14 protein-coding genes and 1 pseudogene are annotated in these 15,285 nt (G+C 71.2%); 4 read left to right on the forward strand and 11 right to left on the reverse strand.

Annotation, left to right across the window (positions count from 1 at the left end; all coding sequences use genetic code 11):
* Positions 1-3,678, reverse strand: a complete 3,678-nt coding sequence (locus ACZ4U4_RS25310) for a nitrate reductase subunit alpha (RefSeq protein ID WP_467878772.1) — start codon at positions 3,676-3,678, stop codon at positions 1-3.
* Positions 3,679-4,149: 471 nt separating this feature from the next.
* Here ACZ4U4_RS25310 and ACZ4U4_RS25315 point away from each other — a divergent pair, with 471 nt between their 5' ends.
* A complete protein-coding gene (locus tag ACZ4U4_RS25315; protein WP_467878494.1) occupies positions 4,150-4,971 on the forward strand; it encodes a lipase family protein in 822 nt (273 codons plus the stop codon).
* Here ACZ4U4_RS25315 and ACZ4U4_RS25320 read toward each other — a convergent pair.
* Positions 4,964-5,212, reverse strand: a complete 249-nt coding sequence (locus tag ACZ4U4_RS25320) for a hypothetical protein (protein ID WP_467878497.1) — start codon at positions 5,210-5,212, stop codon at positions 4,964-4,966. The two genes, ACZ4U4_RS25315 and ACZ4U4_RS25320, sit on opposite strands and share 8 nt — an antisense overlap.
* 208 nt (positions 5,213-5,420) lie before the next feature.
* The gene (locus tag ACZ4U4_RS25325; protein ID WP_467878775.1) at positions 5,421-5,948 is read right to left on the reverse strand and encodes a sugar O-acetyltransferase; all 528 of its coding nucleotides are present in this window, start codon (positions 5,946-5,948) and stop codon (positions 5,421-5,423) included.
* Positions 5,949-6,062: 114 nt separating this feature from the next.
* On the opposite strand from ACZ4U4_RS25325, the gene ACZ4U4_RS25330 reads away from it, so the two are divergent.
* Entirely contained in the window at positions 6,063-6,992 is a 930-nt protein-coding gene (locus ACZ4U4_RS25330; RefSeq protein WP_467878499.1) for a LysR family transcriptional regulator, read from the forward strand.
* 61 nt (positions 6,993-7,053) lie between these two features.
* On the opposite strand, the gene ACZ4U4_RS25335 is transcribed toward ACZ4U4_RS25330, so the two are convergent.
* Positions 7,054-7,563 carry a hypothetical protein gene (locus tag ACZ4U4_RS25335; RefSeq protein WP_467878502.1) on the reverse strand — a complete coding sequence of 170 codons (510 nt, stop codon included), beginning with the start codon at positions 7,561-7,563 and terminating at the stop codon, positions 7,054-7,056.
* Positions 7,560-8,495 (reverse strand): class I SAM-dependent methyltransferase, encoded by a 936-nt coding sequence (locus ACZ4U4_RS25340; RefSeq protein ID WP_467878505.1) that lies wholly within the window; start codon positions 8,493-8,495, stop codon positions 7,560-7,562. The genes ACZ4U4_RS25335 and ACZ4U4_RS25340 overlap by 4 nt, the downstream gene beginning before the upstream one ends.
* Positions 8,496-8,967: 472 nt before the next feature.
* Between ACZ4U4_RS25340 and ACZ4U4_RS25345 the strand changes: the two genes are divergently transcribed.
* Entirely contained in the window at positions 8,968-9,642 is a 675-nt protein-coding gene (locus tag ACZ4U4_RS25345) for a ribonuclease FAU-1 family protein (protein WP_467878507.1), read from the forward strand.
* Between the two features lie 1,016 nt (positions 9,643-10,658).
* Here the strand turns inward: ACZ4U4_RS25345 and ACZ4U4_RS25350 are convergent.
* The 3 genes from ACZ4U4_RS25350 to ACZ4U4_RS25360 all read right to left on the reverse strand — a co-directional run bounded on the left by ACZ4U4_RS25350 (position 10,659) and on the right by ACZ4U4_RS25360 (position 13,951).
* Positions 10,659-11,216: a transglycosylase SLT domain-containing protein gene (locus ACZ4U4_RS25350; protein WP_467878510.1), complete on the reverse strand. Its 558-nt coding sequence runs from the start codon at positions 11,214-11,216 to the stop codon at positions 10,659-10,661.
* 1,162 nt (positions 11,217-12,378) lie between these two features.
* Entirely contained in the window at positions 12,379-12,795 is a 417-nt protein-coding gene (locus tag ACZ4U4_RS25355; RefSeq protein ID WP_467878512.1) for a hypothetical protein, read from the reverse strand.
* 247 nt (positions 12,796-13,042) lie between these two features.
* Positions 13,043-13,951, reverse strand: a complete 909-nt coding sequence (locus ACZ4U4_RS25360; RefSeq protein WP_467878514.1) for a hypothetical protein — start codon at positions 13,949-13,951, stop codon at positions 13,043-13,045.
* Positions 13,952-14,307: 356 nt separating this feature from the next.
* On the opposite strand from ACZ4U4_RS25360, the pseudogene ACZ4U4_RS25365 reads away from it, so the two are divergent.
* Positions 14,308-14,457 (forward strand): annotated as a pseudogene (locus ACZ4U4_RS25365) (site-specific DNA-methyltransferase); the annotation flags it as partial.
* On the opposite strand, the gene ACZ4U4_RS25370 reads toward ACZ4U4_RS25365, so the two are convergent.
* Genes ACZ4U4_RS25370 through ACZ4U4_RS25380 form a run of 3 tightly spaced genes read right to left on the reverse strand, consistent with a single transcriptional unit; the run spans position 14,406 to position 15,218 of the window.
* The gene (locus tag ACZ4U4_RS25370; protein WP_467878517.1) at positions 14,406-14,726 is read right to left on the reverse strand and encodes a hypothetical protein; all 321 of its coding nucleotides are present in this window, start codon (positions 14,724-14,726) and stop codon (positions 14,406-14,408) included. The pseudogene ACZ4U4_RS25365 and the gene ACZ4U4_RS25370 sit on opposite strands and share 52 nt — an antisense overlap.
* Positions 14,716-15,030, reverse strand: coding sequence for a CASTOR/POLLUX-related putative ion channel (locus tag ACZ4U4_RS25375; RefSeq protein ID WP_467878778.1), 315 nt, complete (start codon positions 15,028-15,030; stop codon positions 14,716-14,718). The genes ACZ4U4_RS25370 and ACZ4U4_RS25375 overlap by 11 nt, the downstream gene beginning before the upstream one ends.
* Positions 15,015-15,218 (reverse strand): hypothetical protein, encoded by a 204-nt coding sequence (locus tag ACZ4U4_RS25380; protein ID WP_467878520.1) that lies wholly within the window; start codon positions 15,216-15,218, stop codon positions 15,015-15,017. Before ACZ4U4_RS25380 ends, ACZ4U4_RS25375 begins: the two co-directional genes overlap by 16 nt.
* Positions 15,219-15,285 lie beyond the last annotated feature (67 nt).

A 15,285-nucleotide genomic window follows, 5' to 3' on the forward strand; every position in this document is an offset into this window, starting at 1 on the left:
TCAGTACTCCACGTTCTGCGAGCGGCGGCGGATCGTCGTGACGGCGTCGCGCTGATTGCCGTTGGGGCCGTAGTAGTTGGGGGCGAACGACAGCTGTCCGTAGCCGCCGATGAGATGGGTCGGCTTGATGAGCAGCTTGGTGAGGGAGTTGTGGACGCCGCCGCGCCGGCCGGTCGCCTCGGACCGCGGGACGTTCACCAGGCGTTCCTGGACGTGGTACATGAAGACCGTGCCGGCCGGCATGCGGTGGGAGACGACGGCGCGGGCGACGACCACGCCGTTGGCGTTGACCGCCTCCACCCAGTCGTTGTCGTCGGCGCCGATCGCCTCGGCGTCCTGCGGGCTCATCCAGATCACCGGGCCGCCCCGGGAGAGCGTCTGCATGAGCAGGTTCTCCTGGTACTCGGAGTGGATGGACCACTTGGAGTGCGGGGTGAGGTAGCGGACGGTCACCGCGCGGCCGTCCTGCGGACCCGCGCCCGGCCCCGACTCGCCCAGCTCCGCGAGGTTCAGCGGCGGCCGGTAGACGGGGAGTTGTTCGCCCAGTTCGGCCATCCAGTCGTGGTCGAGGTAGAAGTGCTGGCGGCCGGTGAGGGTGTGCCACGGTTTGTGGTGCTCGGTGTTGACGGTGAAGGGCGAGTAGCGGCGCTCCGGCGCCTCCTTGCCGGACCATTCGAAGCTGGCGCCCACCTGGACCGGCCGCGCCTGGGTGTCGGAGAAGAGCACCCGGCGTTCGGCGGCCGACGCGGCGAGGTCCCCGAAGCCGGCACGGGAGCCGACGCGGTCGGCGAGCCGGCCGAAACCCTCGGCGGCCAGCCGGCCGTTGGTGGTGCCGGACAGGGCCAGGATCGCCTCGCACATCTTGACGTCCGTGTCGAGCAGCGGCCGGCCCGTGGCCGCGCCGGACCGGGCGGTGCCACAACGGGCGGCCAGCCAGGCCGCCTCAGGACCGGGCACCACCGTCACGCCCTTGACCGTCATGCCGTGCTCCTCGGCGAGCGGCCCGAAGGCGGCCAGCCGGTCGGCGAGGGCGGTGTAGTCACGCTCCACCAGCGTCACGTCGGGTGCGTTGCGGCCCGGCTCGGGCGGCGTCGGCCCGGTACGCCAGTCGTCGACACGGCCGCCGGGCTGCGCCGTCTCCCCCTTCGTCTCGTGGTGCAGGGCGGTGGCCACCAGGTCGTACGCCACGTCGAGGCGGCCGCGGGCGAGTTCGGCGACCTTGCGGGCGAGGCCGTGGAAGATCTCGAAGTCGGTACGGGCCTGCCAGGGCGGGTCGATCGCGGGGCTGAAGGCGTGTACGTAGGGGTGCATGTCCGTGCTGGACAGGTCGTGCTTCTCGTACCAGGTGGCGGCGGGCAGGACGAGGTCGGAGAAGAGGGTGGTGGAGGTCATCCGGAAGTCGAGGGTGAGCAGCAGATCGAGCTTGCCGTGCGGTGGGTCGTCGCGCCAGGTGACGGAGTGCGGACGCCGGTCGGGCGGGGCCTCGGCGGCGGTGGCGCCGTCCCGGGCGCCCAGGAGGTGGCGGAGGAAGTACTCGTTGCCCTTGGCGGAGGAACCGATGAGGTTGGCGCGCCACACGGTGAGCACACGCGGCCAGTTGCGTGGTGCGTCGGGATCCTGGCAGGCGAAGTCCAGTTCGCCCGAGGCGAGACGTTCGGCGACCCAGTCGTGGGCCTCGCGGCCGCTCTCGCGGATCCGGCGGCCGAGGTCGAGGGGGTTGGCGGAGAAGGTGGGGTAGGACGGCATCCAGCCGAGCCGCGCGGACTGCGCCACCAGGTCGGCGGTGTGCTGCCCGGCGAAGGTGCCGCGACCGGTGGGCGAGGCCAAGGTGTCGGCGGCGTACGACTCGTGACGCCACTGTCCGGTGTGGAGGTACCAGTAGGGGGTGCCGGCCATCTGCCGGGAGGGGCGGACCCAGTCGGCGGCGGAGGACAGCTGCTGCCAGCCGGTGTAGGGCCGCACCTTCTCCTGGCCGACGTAGTGGGCCCAGCCGCCGCCGTTGACGCCCTGGCAGCCGGTGAGGAGGAGCAGGGAGAGGAACGAGCGGTAGATGGTGTCGGAGTGGAACCAGTGGTTGGTGCCGGCCCCCATCACGATCATCGCGCGGCCGCGGCTCTGCTCCGCGGTCCGGGCGAACTCGCGCGCCACCCGGACCGCCGCGGCGGCCGGGACGGAGGTGATCTCCTCCTGCCAGGCCGGGGTGCCGGGCCCGGTGGCGTCGTCGTAGCCGGTGGGCCACTGCCCCGCGAGGCCCGGGCGGGCGACCGCGTACCGGGCGAGGAGCAGATCGAAGACGGTGGTGACCGGGCGCCCGCCGATCTCGCGGACCGGCACGCCGCGGACCACGGTGCGGCCCGGCTCGTCGAACCGGGGGAGCAGCACCTCGGCGCCGCTCGCCGGACCGTCCTGGTGCCCTTGGAAGGAGAGCAGCGGATCGATTCCGTCGAGGTCGAGGTTCCACCGGCCCTCGCCGCCCTTGGCCCACCGTTCTCCCAGCGTGCCCTTCGGGACGACGACGTCCTCGGTGTCCGCGTCGACGAGCACCGGCATCCAGCGCCGGGACTCGGCGTCGGCGTGCGGGGCCAGGCCGAGGTCGGCGGCGGTGAGGAACTTCCCCGGGACGTACCGCCCGCCGTCGCGCTCCTCCAGGGCGACGAGGAAGGGCAGGTCGGTGAAGCGCTTCACGTAGTCGGTGAAGTAGGGGACCTGCCGTTCGACGAAGAACTCGGTGAGCACGACATGGCCCATGGCCATGGCCAGGGCGCCGTCGGTACCCGGGTGCGGGTGCAGCCATTCGTCCGCGAACTTCGTGGCGTCGGCGTAGTCGGGCGAGACCACGACGACCTTCTGGCCCCGGTAGCGGGCCTCGGTCATCCAGTGCGCGTCGGGGGTCCGGGTGACGGGGACGTTCGAGCCCCACAGCAGCAGGTAGGCGGCGTCCCACCAGTCCCCGGACTCCGGTACGTCGGTCTGGTCGCCGAAGACCTGCGGTGAGGCGATCGGGAGGTCGGCGTACCAGTCGTAGAACGAGATCATGGGCGCGCCGATGAGGGAGTGGTAGCGCGCGCCGACGGCGTGGGAGGCCATCGACATGGCCGGGATGGGCGAGAACCCGGCGATGCGGTCGGGGCCGTACTCCGTGAGGGTGTGGACCTGGGCCGCGGCCGCGATCTCCAGCGCCTCGTCCCAGCCGATCCGGACGAGTCCGCCGCGGCCGCGCGCCGACTGGTAGCGGCGCCGCCGCTCCGGGTCCGAGGTGACCTCCGCCCAGGCGGCGACCGGGTCGCCGCCGAGCCGACGCTTCGCCTCGCGGTACATGTCCACGAGGACGCCGCGCGCCATGGGGTGGCGTACCCGGGTCGGTGAGTAGGTGTACCAGGAGAACGACGCGCCGCGGGGGCAGCCGCGTGGTTCGTACTCGGGCCGGTCGGGGCCCACCGAGGGGTAGTCGGTCTGCTGGGTCTCCCAGGTGATCAGGCCGTCCTTGACGTAGACCTTCCAGGAGCACGATCCGGTGCAGTTGACGCCGTGTGTGGAGCGCACGACTCTGTCGTGGGCCCAGCGGTCGCGGTACGGGCTGTCGTTGACGGTCTGGTCCGTGCGGTGGACGGCTCGCAGATCCGCGGTGGCCGGCGCCTTCCGCAACAACTGCCCTGCCCGGAAGAGCTGTTCGGCCACCTCGGACACGGCGCGTGCCGCCTCGGCCCTGGCCTTTCCTCGTCGCCGCACCACGTTCACCGCTCTCTCGCGCAGACGGCAGAGCAACGCCGACCGGAGGCAGGCGCTCTCAGTTGCCAGCCCAGCATGCCGCCGTCGGGCGCCCGGAATTCCCCTCATCCCGGGCATTTGATGAGAGGTGGCCAGACTTTTTCTTGCACTTTGCAATACTTGTCATGCGCATATGTTTTGGGGTGGCGGAGCGCGCGTGTCGTCGCGGCGCGGGGCCGGGGCGTCGAGAGGGGCGGCCCCGTGTTCGGTGACCAGTGGCTGAGCGGCGGTGTCTTCGGCGTCCCGCGCTGGACCGTGTGGGTGGGGGACGGGTGTTGGGTCCGGAAAGGTCGGCGCCGGAGGCGTATGACAGGAAGGGCGGCCTGCATGACCGACGGGCCGGTCAAGCCGATTCCCGGAACCCGGGCGAGGAGCTCTGCTGTGGCTGTCCCCGTGACGATCGATCGCCGTTCCACCGACTACAGCCTCAAGCGCGCCTACTGGCTCGCGCTGGCTTCGGACCTGGCGTACAAGGACGAGGCCACCATCGACGCGCAGGCGGGACAGTGGGGGTTCGGCACCGTACGGCACCATGAAACGCGGTTCACCCCTCCGTTCCCGCTGGAGGACACGCAGGCATACACCATGGCCGACGACGACGTGATCGTCACCGCGTTCCGCGGCACCGAACCGAAGGAGATCCGGGACTGGCTCTCCGACGCCACGGCTCCGCCCCGGCGGGGGCCGGGCGGCACCGGATACGTCCACGACGGGTTCGGCGAGGCCCTGGAGTCCATCTGGCCCGACGTGAAGAACACCCATGCCGAACTGCGCACCAACAACCAGACCGTATGGTTCACCGGACACAGCCTGGGCGGGGCCCTCGCCATGCTCGCAGGCGCCCGCATGTACCTGGAGGACCCGCGGCTGGCGGCCGACGGCGTATACACCTACGGCCAGCCCCGCACCTGCGACGCCACCCTGGCCAAGGCATACAACAAGGGCTTCAAGGACCGGATGTACCGCTTCGTGAACAACAACGACGTCGTCCCTCAGCTGCCGCCCGCACCCCCCTTCGCGCACGTCGACGCGCTGCGCTACATCGACTCCCGGGGCACGGTCCGTGACGCGATGCCGTTGGTCGGCGGACTGCTCGACCACGCGGCCGGCCTGACCGCCGACCCGTTCGCGCCGGCCAGCGACGGAATCCGCGATCACTTCATGCACAGCTACCTGACCGCACTGGAGAAGAACGTCACCTGATCCCGGTCCGGTACATGGCGCCGATGCCGTGGTGAATGCCCTGGTGCAGGCGCTTCTTCGGCGCGGTCGCGGTAGCCGTCCCGGCCCGCCGGGCAGCCGCCCTGAGCCCGCTGGAAGCCGTCACGGAGACGTGACGCACGGCCTCCGCCCCGCCGCGCCACACTTCGCCGGAACCGAGCGTCACCGCCGGGCGCAGAGGGCGGTCGCCACCGATAGCGCAGGTGGCCGCGTCGAGAGTCACCTCGCCTTCTCCCTCGGTGCCCCGGAGCCGATCCGGGGCACCGAGGCCGTCCGCTCGCTGCGCGGAGACCTGCGCCACTGCCGGGCCGCGGGGGGGGGGGGGGGGCGGGCGGTGCGCCGCCGAACTCGACGGGCGCGCCCGTCTGGTGACGAGGCATCAGAATCAGACCGCAGAGGCGCTGCGCACCCGGCCGGCAGCCCGGCCGGGCTCAGTCGATCTTCTTGATCACCCGGGCGGGCACTCCCGCGACCACGGTGCCGGCCGGGACATCACGAGTGACCACCGCACCGGCGGCGACCACTGCACCGGCACCGATGGTCACCCCCTGCGTGATCACGGCAGCCGTCCCGATCCAGACGTCGTCCTCGATGACGAGCGGGGCGAAGGAGAGGTACTCGCGGCGCTCGGCCAGGGGCAGCGGATGGCCTCCGGTGATGAGGCTGACCTTCGGGGCGATCATGACGCCGTTGCCGATACGGATGCCTCCCTTGTCCATGAAGGTGCATCCCTGGTTGACGAAGACGTTCTCCCCGAACGTGGTGTTCAGCCCGTACTCGGTGAAGAACGGCGGGTAGATCGTCACCGATTCCGGCAGCGGGCCACCGAACACAACAGAAAGTAGTTCCGCGCGCCCTTCGCTGTCGCTGAACGGAAGCACGTTCAGTCGAGACGTCGCATCGGTCACCTCCACGATCCGCTCCGCATGGCGCGCGAACTCAGGCGTCCGGACATACATGACCTGCTCTGTGCGGGTAGACATGCGTTGATCCCACCACCGCGCAGAACACTCGATCAAACAACCTGCACCACACCAGACACAACCAATGGTTGTGGAAGTAGGGTGGGGGACGTGGATGTTGAAGCGCTGCGGACGTTCGTGGCCGTCGCCGGGACCGGCCAGTTCCAGGCTGCGGCCGACGAGTTGGGGATCAGCCAGCAGGCGGTCTCCAAACGGATCGCGGCCCTGGAGAGGCGCATCGAGGTCACGCTGCTGGTGCGGACCTCCCGAGGCTCCCGGCTGAGCGTGGACGGGCAGGTCTTCCTGCCGCACGCCAAGAAGGTCCTGGCGGCCATCGACCAGGCCGAGCAGGCCGTGCGCCCCGGCAGCCGTCCCTTGCGCGTCGATGTCCTCAATCGGCGCATCTCCCCGGCCCAGGCCGTCTACCGGTTCTACCGCTCCCACCCCGAGACGGACCTGGACGCGATCACGCTGAGCGAGGAGAACGCCGCCCAGGCCGCGCAGGCGGTGCTCGAAGGGACCGTCGACGCATCCTTCCGTGCCCTGCCGGCAGACCAGGTCCCGGCCGGGATCAGCACCGAACGACTCCTGGACGCACCCCTGGAGCTCCTGGTCGGCCCCGGCCACCCACTGGCTGACGCGCCCCGGGCCACTCCTGCGGACCTGGCCGGCCATCGCATCTGGATCCCCGGGATCAGACCGGGCACGGAGTGGGCGGCGTTCTACCAGGCGCTGTCCGAGACCTTCGGCCTGAGCATCGACGCGCTCGGCCCCCACTTCGGTGACGAGGCCCTGATGGACGCACTGGCCGACTCGGCCTCGCTGGCCACCCTCGTCGGCAGCGGCGACCGTTACCTGTGGCCCCGGACCCACGACCTGCGGCGCATCCCGTTGCACGACCCGACCCCGGTCTACCCGCACATGCTGCTGTTCCGCAGCGGAGACCAGCACCCCGTGCTGACCGCACTACGCGACCATCTGCGCACCACAGGCCCGCGCACCCCGCACGACGTGTGGACGCCGGACTGGGTGGACCGCTGACCAGACGGCCGAATGAACAGACATGCCCTGGGCGGCAATTGCACGAGGCCGCCCGAGTCGTCTACCGCACGCGGTGGTACCAGCGTCGGTGCACCGCGGGTTCGACGCACAGCACGGCGGCCCCCGCGACCACACCGACGAGCAGAGCGGATCCGCCGCCGTTGAGGAGCGCGCCGAGGCAGGCGGCGGCAACGGCGAGCGGGCGCAGCAGGGTCAGCGGACCGAGGCCGATGACCATCGCGAGGGTGCCGGCGCGGAACGGCAGGGCGAAGTAGGCGGCGAGCGAGAGCAGTACGGCGAGGGCGTAGGCGGTGAGCGGGAGCAGGTAGCCGTGGCCGCCGGCGGTCAGCGCGTCGTAGGCCCGGGCCCGGTCACGCGCGGTCAGCAGCAGGAAGGCGGCGGTCAGCATGGGGGCGAGCAGCAGGACGGTCCCGACGGCCAGCCCGCGCAGGGCGGCCCGGGCGGTGGCCTGGTGTTTGCGGATGCGGGCGTCGCTGCCGGCATAGGCGCGGAAGCCGCTGAACGCCGCGTCGACCAGCCCGAGGAGGAGAAGTGGTACGGCGGGCGTCATCGGGCGGTTCCTGCGAGGTGCTCCGGGCCGGCCAAGCGGCGTGCGTCCCGCCCGAGGGCGCGGCGAAGCGGCGCCTCCAGGTGCGGGCGCACTCCGATGATCGGGCGCAGCGTGGTGCAGAACGGGTTCGCCGCACCGCGCGGCTCGTACAGCAGCGCGCGGATGCCGGGTACTGCGGCGGCGCGCAGCAACGTCTCGTCGCTGTGCGCGCGCCGCGCGGAGACGACGCCGTCGTGGCGGCCGAGCGGGTTGCGCATCCGCGCACGGTGGAAGACCCAGGCGCCCATGGGCGCGAGACGGGTTGCGGCGATGTCGAAGTGGCAGAAGGCATGCGCCGGTGAGGCGGCCTGGGCCCGGAAGAACTCGGTCAGGGCGGGACCACGGAAATGGTGCAGCAACCCGGTGGAGACGTAGACGCTCGCGGCCTCCGGCAGGTCGAAGGCGTTTCCGTGGACGAAATGGCAGGCGAGCCCTTCTGCCCGGGCCAGGCGGTCCGCCTCGCCGATCAGCGAGGCGTCGAGGTCGACCCCGACCAGCTCGACGTCCGTACCGAGGGCGTGAGTGGCCGCCAGCCGTCGGACCAGGTAGCCCAGGCCGCAACCGACGTCGACCAAGCGGTACGGCCCGGGCTGCCCGGTGGACTCCCGGATCGCGGTGAAGAGCGGGCCGAGGAGGTGGACCAGGCGTTCGACGATCCGCAGTTCCTCGCTCAGGCGCTGAAGCTCGGTGTGCACGCCGATGAGCAGGCGGTCCACTGCGTGCGGGTCGAGTACGCCGTCCCGGTCCGCGGGCAGCCCGGCGACGATGCGGGCCGCGCGCCCATCTCCGTTCTCACGGAGCTGCTGGATCACCTCGGCGCGCCGGACCGGGAGCCGGTGACCACTGTGCGGATCCACCGCCGTGATCAGATCGGAAATCTCAAGCTGCTGCACGAGGCAGAACCCTACGGGCCTCCTCGTCAAACCCGACGGGCCACTGCCCCTGCCGCGGAGCGTTCACGACCTCCCGCACTCCTTCGACGCCCGTGCTGCCGAGGCCCGTGCACAAGTCGATGCACTCGCGGGCACCGGCCGCCTCCCGGCTGGTGCACAGTGCGGCCCGTCCTCGTGGAGGGAGTCAGCTCCGCCGCTCCGTCAGCGCTGCTGCCGACGGCGTGGGCTGAACTCGCGGCCCTGTCCTGAAGCAGCCGTCCGCGGTACCCGGCTCTTCGAGCTGGGGAGAGAGCACGCCCCTCCGACAGCGCCGACGGGGGTTCGCCGCCAACGGGGCCTGTCTCCACCGGATGTCAGGCAAGCCCGCCTGTGCAAGCCACCCGTACAGCGCCTTGCACACCCAGGCAGGCCGCGCTGAGGTGGTGCCCATCCCGCCGGGCGTCCGGGGCGGGGCGTCGCTGAGGAGGGCTTGATGGGGAGCTTCAAGGTGGGGGAGACAGTCGTACGACGCGACGTGCACCGCTCCGGTCAGGTGTGGAGCGAGCATGCGCTGCGCATCGTCGCCGACACCGGCGAGGCCCTGGTGGCGGCCTGCCCGCCGGGAGCTGAGACCCGCTGGCCCGCCCTCTACGTAAAGGCCCGCGCCGACGGCGACCGATCGGTGCGCACGGAGGCGTTCGACGCGATGGCGACCGGCGGGTGGGAGCTCGCGGACGCGATGTGGCAGGAGACCGAGCTGTTGCTGTGGAAGCCGTCGGCGGCATGGTTCAGCGTCAACGCCTTCTACACGAGCGCCGGGCTGCGGAACTGGTACGTGAACTTCGAACGCCCCGCCATCCGAACCGGCGACGGCTTCACCACCTTCGACCTCACCGTGGACCTGGTCATCGACCCCGACCTGACCGGCTGGCGCTGGAAGGACGAAGACGAGTACGCGCACGTGCGGCGGCTCGGCATCGTCACTGACACCGAGCACCGGGCCGTGGCAGCAGCTCGTGACCAGGCCCTCGCCATGCTCACTGAGCGCTCCGGCCCGTTCGCCGATGCCGCCGCGTGGTCGGCCTGGCGGTGGAACCCGATCTGGCCCGTCCCGCGGCTGCCGCGCCCAGCGAAGGACAGGGAAGGGGGTGCGCTGGCGGAGAGCTGAACCGTGGGCTGGATGGTTGCCTTCAGGGGCACGTCCGGCGCCACCCCGGGACGCGGTTCCCGGGCCGGCAAAAGGGGCGCATCTCGCCCGCCGACCGCCGCGCCGGCGGCTCTTCACCCCGCGCCGACCCGGTCCCGAGAGTGGTCGCCGGGGGCGTAGCGGCCCCAGGTTCCTCCAGCTTCGGTGACCAGGCGAGTGGTGGTCTTGTCGTGGTAGCCGAGTGCCTCGGCGATGACGGGGCTGGGGCTTGGAGGACGAGGTGGCGGATCGATGAGGTCCGGGCTCGCTGGAGGGGAACGCCGAGTGGGCTTAGTCCGTCCCGCAGAGCACCCAGGTGCATCGGCTGGGTCGCCCGGCGGCCGGGAAAGAGCCAGCGGCACTTCGCGTTGACTGCGGCTGTTCTGCCGGGCAGGGCAGTGATGTAGCCCGGCAGAAGCGTCGCCGAACCGCAGCAGGAGGTGGGCGTCGTCGCGGAGGACGTTGGTCAGGCAGACGATTCGGCTTACCGGTTGAGCGAAGAGGAGGACCAGGCAGGCGGCGATTCGGGCGCGGGGGCGCTGCTGCCGTCGGTGAGCACTCGTCGCAGGGGGTGAGTCGCTGGCGCTCGTGACCAGGGCGCGTTTCTTCGACCTCATCGTGGAGCTTCGCGACTACGCCGCGACCTGCGTCTCCCTGCTGGCCGTCCTTGAGACCAGCCCGTAGAGAAACCTTCGCCGAGCTTGAGAACACGGTGAGGACTTCATCGCCGGCTGACGAAGGCGCGGCCGACGTCGAGCTCGGGGATGTCCAGCGGCTTCGACAAGCCGTCTCGACCGTGCACGGCCTGTCCCCGCTCGGACACCTGGACCTCGGCTACGTGAGCGCCGGGGGGGCGGCGCCGGGTGGGGAGCGGCGAGGCCGGGCAGGAGGTGTGTCCTGTCCGGCCTCACCGGTGTCCTGAGCCCCGCCACTCCAGGGGAGCGGCTGTCCCCAGGGCCCAGGCGGGCTGTGTGTGCTCCGCCGGGACGATCGGGGGATCAGTAGGCGGAGTTGACGTTGTCCATCGAGCCGTAGCGGTCGGCGGCGTAGTTGGAGGCCGCGACGATGTTGGCCACCGGGTCGGTGAGCGAGTCCTTGGTGCCCTCGACGTGGTACGTGTCGAAGGTCGGCTGGATCACCTGCAGCAGGCCCTTGGACGGGATGCCGTTCTGGGCGTTGACGTCCCAGTTGTTCTGGGCCTGGGGGTTGCCGCCGGACTCGCGGATGATGTTCTTCTTGACGCCGTCGTAGGAGCCGGGGATGTGCTTGGCGTCCATGACGTCGAGCGCGGTGCGAATCCAACCGTCGAGGTTGTCACCGTGCTCCTTCTTGCCCTGTTCGACCAGCTTGGCGACCTGCTGGGACCCCGCGTCCTTCGCGTCGGCCTTGTCGGCCTGGCGCGCCACGGTGGCGGCGGAGACGGCGGCGGGGGTGTGGGTGGGGGCCGGGGCGGCGTGGGCCGGGGTCGGGGCCAGTGTGGCGGCGGCTGCGGCGGCGCCGGCGGTGGCGAGGCCGGCGATCGTGTACTTGCGGAAGCGGGTGGTGGTGGCAGTCATGGTGTACCTCTCCATTCGGGGGACATCTCGTGGGGAGGCCGACAGGGGGTCGGCGGCACGCACGCTGTGGTGCGTGCTCGACGCGGCTGTCGCGTCGTGGGGCCGGGGTCAGGCACAGGCGGAGTCGTCGTCCGCCCGGTCCGGCGCTCGGCTCCCCGGTACGTCCACCACGTTGCGAGAGGGCTGCTGCCCGGCGCAAACATGTGACCTACGACCGCAGATAGCAGGAGACGACGGGCGGGGGCGTGTCGGGTGCTCGTGGTACAGGTGTCTGCTACTACCGGGCTTCCGGTGTGACGGGGGTCCCGTGTCTGCCCTCACATTCCAGCGCGAATTCGGGGCATATCGGACTGCGTGGGGTGGCTGAGAGTTCAGTGGCGGTTACTGTCCGGCCGGGGCGCCCGAGAGGCGGTGGGGTGTTCGCTCGGTCGAATCGACCGACCGGTGGTGCCGCCGCGGACGCCCACGACCTGATCTTTACGCCGTAAATCCCTGCCGTCTCCGTGCGAGGCGGCGCCGGAAGCGAACCGCGCGCCGCAGGCGGAACCCGCCCGCAGGAAGGCCGTCGCGGTCGAAGCCGGGCCTGAGCGTACGGCCCCGGCGCCTGCCGTGTTGGTGACCGCACAGGTCAGCGTCTGAGGGTGTCCCGTGCTTCAACCGGCCGCACCGGAAGCCCTTCAGGCATCGCGAGCGGGCTCGCCTTCGGTGGAGCCGGCGCGACGGCGCCATCGTCCGGCCGCGCAGAGGAGGACCCGCAACTGCAGGCATGCGCGCAGCGGCCAGCGGCCACGAAGCCCGCCAACTCGAAGCGATGCAGCGGAGTTGGGAACGGGAGTGGGAGCGGGAGGGGCGGTTGAGGGCGAGGGTGAGGACGGCGGTGCGCCCTGCTGGGGCACGGACGTGCCGGACCCATTCCGTGGAGCTGGACGACCGTCGTTCTGGGGCTGGGCGGGAGTTGAGGGAGGGAACTCTGGGCGGGTGGGGTTGCGGGCACCCTCGGCGCGTACAAGCGCGCCGATGGCGGCGAAGATGTCTGCGGGCATGCCGGAACTCCTGCGGTGCTGAGGTCGTTGATGCGGAAGCGGCAGGCCGCGGGCACCCCTTGGGCCCCGCCACGAGGAGGGCGGGGTGGGATAGGGGTGTGGGGCGCGGCCGGGTCCGCTCAGCAGCGCAGAACGGTTACGCGGGCGGGCGTTCCGGCGTCAACGGTCGGCAGAACGGCCCAGGGAGCGGCGAGTCCAGCTGTGGCGGACACCGTCACGGGCGTTTCCCGCACCGCCGTGCCGCTCGGCCCCGTAGGAGCCTGCGGCCGCAGATGGCAGGCCGTGGCGTGGCACAGCCGCCGGAAGCCGTTGCCGGGGTGGCGCGTGCCGCCCTCCGCCTGTCCCCACACGTCGGCCTTGGGGCCGCAGGTCTGGTCCGCCAGGCCAGTGGCGGCGAACGTTTCGGCGGCGGAGTACTTCGCGGCCGCGGGCGGCGCTGCATCGGAGTAGGCGCTGGTCAGCGCGGTGAACAGCAAGGCCAACAGCGCCAGGAGCACCAGCATGCGGCCGCGGCCGGTGCTGACGCTGTCACGCATGGAGGTCTCCCAACGCTCTTCCGTGGAAAGCCTCCCCGAGGAGAGAACGGGGTATTCGGGAGCCATCGGAATGAGTCGACTATTCCACTCGTTCCGGTTATGAAGTGGATATCTGAGTGCAAGGGGGTGAAGTTGCAGCGAGCCGGCCGTGGTGGGGCCGCCGCGGAAACACAACCCCGCGGAGGCACAGCCGGGGCCGCTTCCTCGCCCTCTGCGTTGCCTGCTCGGCGGGGAGGTGGCCGGCGCGTCAGGCGGTCTCGCGGGCGCGGGCGTAGTGGCGCGAGAAGCCCGCCAGCGGTTCGCCCTCCGCGCTCCACGGCCAGGGCGTCGCCACGCCGCCGGTGGCGCGCAGCACGGTCGCGGCATCGCTCGGCCGCGCGGCCTTGATCAGCGCGTAGGCCAGCAGGTTCAGATCGGCGAGCGCCTGCGCGTGGTGGAGGAATCCGGGGCTCGGCCAGTAGTGGGCCGCACGGTCGAGCACGGCGACGGCGTCATGGCGGCGCCAGAACTCCCCGGCGCCGAGGGCGATCACGCCTCCGGAAGCCATGGCACGCTGGTGGTTGCGGACGAGCGCGGTGAGCTCCAGGCCGGCCGCGGGGGCGTTGGGCGGCATGTCGCGGACGCTGTCGAGCAGGTCCAGCACCTGGCCGCTGGAGCCGCACTCCTCGGGTGAGAGGTACCCCAGGGCCTGGAGGTGGGCCTCCCGGTTCCACGGGTCACGGGCCTTGATCTCACGCCAGACCGCCGACAGTTCGGTGGACGGGCGGCGCTCCAGGCGCAGCGTCGCCAGGTACACCGTCCAGGGCGTGGGGTCGGCGGGCAGCAGTTCGGCGGCGAGCCGGCAGGACCCCCGGGTCGCGTCGAGGTCGATCGTGGAACCCTCCTGCCCGGCCTGGAACAGATCCGACCAGGCATGCAGCAGCACAGCGGACTGGTTGCCCGGGGCGCGTTCCCGCCAGATGCCGGGCAGAGCCCGCCCCGCGGCTCCCGCGAGCACCCTCAGGCGGTGCGCCTTGCGGTCCCAGTCCTCACCGGCGTCGTCCAGGACGTCCGCCATCAAGGCCATGACAGGCGTGTCGAGGGAACCGCGGTCCCAGCACGACTCGACGCGCCGCCGCACCTGCCCCAGGGCGGTGTCGTCGAGTTCGGGTAGCAAGCGGGGGTTACTGCCTCTGCGGCGTCTGAATACGGGCATTTCCGCGATGACCTTCCCGAGGAGATACGGGCGGGACGAAGTTCCGGCATCGTACGGGCGAGGACCCAGTCCGCAATCGGGCGGCCCGTCATCCGAGACGCGGCCGGTGCTCAGGCACGTGCGGGAGCCGTGGAATGCCTTTGAACGGACGTGCCGTCCGGGCCGCATATGAGACGCAAAGGCGCGCTGGTCAGCACAGGTCAGTGGGGGATGGAGCGGGGCTCCTTCCCGGTGACGAGGCGAGACAGTAGAACGGAATTCCGGCCGCACCAAACGACCCCCACTCCTGGCCCTGGCACGCGGCACGGGGCGTTGGGCGCGACCGCACCGGCCGCACCGCACGCGCCAAGTACGTCACCGGCAACAGCGCGCACGACCTGGAGAACTTCCCCGGAGAAAACCACGACCAGCGCAGCTACCGGAGCTGGCTGACCGCCCTGCTCACCGAGGCGTACCGGGCGGCCACCGGCTGGACGCCAGGGCTGCGGCCGTCCTCCCCGCGCTGCTGCAGGACGCCTTGGGACTGCTCAGCCTCGTACGTGCGGTGCGTGACCTGCCCGGACTCGTCCTGCTGCCTGCTTCCGATGCGCTGAGGCGCCGCCGCCATGTACGGGGTGACATAGCGGTCGAGGCCGCGGACCGCTTCGTGCCGTTCGACGAGGGCCTCGGCGTTGTCGGCGCACACCGTACGCTCCGGCCCGCCGACGTCCATCGGGTCGAGGACTTCACCGGGCACCCCTTATGCCCGGCGGGGTCTGCGCCCGCCGGATCAGCAGATCGTCCTCCGCGACCACCAGGATCCTGTCCTCGGCCGAAATCACCGTCTCCATCGGTGGGTTGACCTGCACCTCGCCGTTCTCCCGGCGCAGTCCGACGGGGACGCCCAGCTCGAATCCGTTGAGTGCCTCGCCGTAGGTGCCGCCCGCCAGGGGGCCCGGCGCATACGGGTAGATCTCGTTGCCCTCGAAGCTGAGCAGCTCGTTGAAGACGGTCGACAGGCCGGACTGCCGGTGCGACTGGACGATCAGCCGTACGGCGATGTCGTCAGCACACCGATCAGGGCGCTGACGATGAAGATCCCGCCGATCGTCACGACCAGCATCAGCCCGAGGAAGACCGGCCCGCCGGTGTCCCCGCCCATCGTGCCGGGGTCGAGCGTGCGCAGCACACTCATCCAGACGACACCGCGGGCGCCGAGCGTGCCGCTGCCCGACAGTGCAGTGGGCATTTCCCCTTTGGGCGTGAGGGTGGGAACTGGCCGGTGCGGCTTACATCTTGTGGGGCGGACAGAGGTT

Source organism: Streptomyces sp. NPDC029159 (assembly GCF_055564055.1).

Excerpts from the sequence above, each read along its gene's own strand:
- ACZ4U4_RS25380 (WP_467878520.1), bottom strand. The coding sequence starts at position 15,218 with ATGCCCACTGCACTGTCGGGCAGCGGCACGCTCGGCGCCCGCGGTGTC.
- ACZ4U4_RS25345 (WP_467878507.1), top strand. The coding sequence starts at position 8,968 with ATGGGGAGCTTCAAGGTGGGGGAGACAGTCGTACGACGCGACGTGCAC.
- ACZ4U4_RS25335 (WP_467878502.1), bottom strand. The coding sequence starts at position 7,563 with ATGACGCCCGCCGTACCACTTCTCCTCCTCGGGCTGGTCGACGCGGCG.
- ACZ4U4_RS25325 (WP_467878775.1), bottom strand. The coding sequence starts at position 5,948 with ATGTATGTCCGGACGCCTGAGTTCGCGCGCCATGCGGAGCGGATCGTG.
- ACZ4U4_RS25355 (WP_467878512.1), bottom strand. The coding sequence starts at position 12,795 with ATGCGTGACAGCGTCAGCACCGGCCGCGGCCGCATGCTGGTGCTCCTG.
- ACZ4U4_RS25350 (WP_467878510.1), bottom strand. The coding sequence starts at position 11,216 with ATGACTGCCACCACCACCCGCTTCCGCAAGTACACGATCGCCGGCCTC.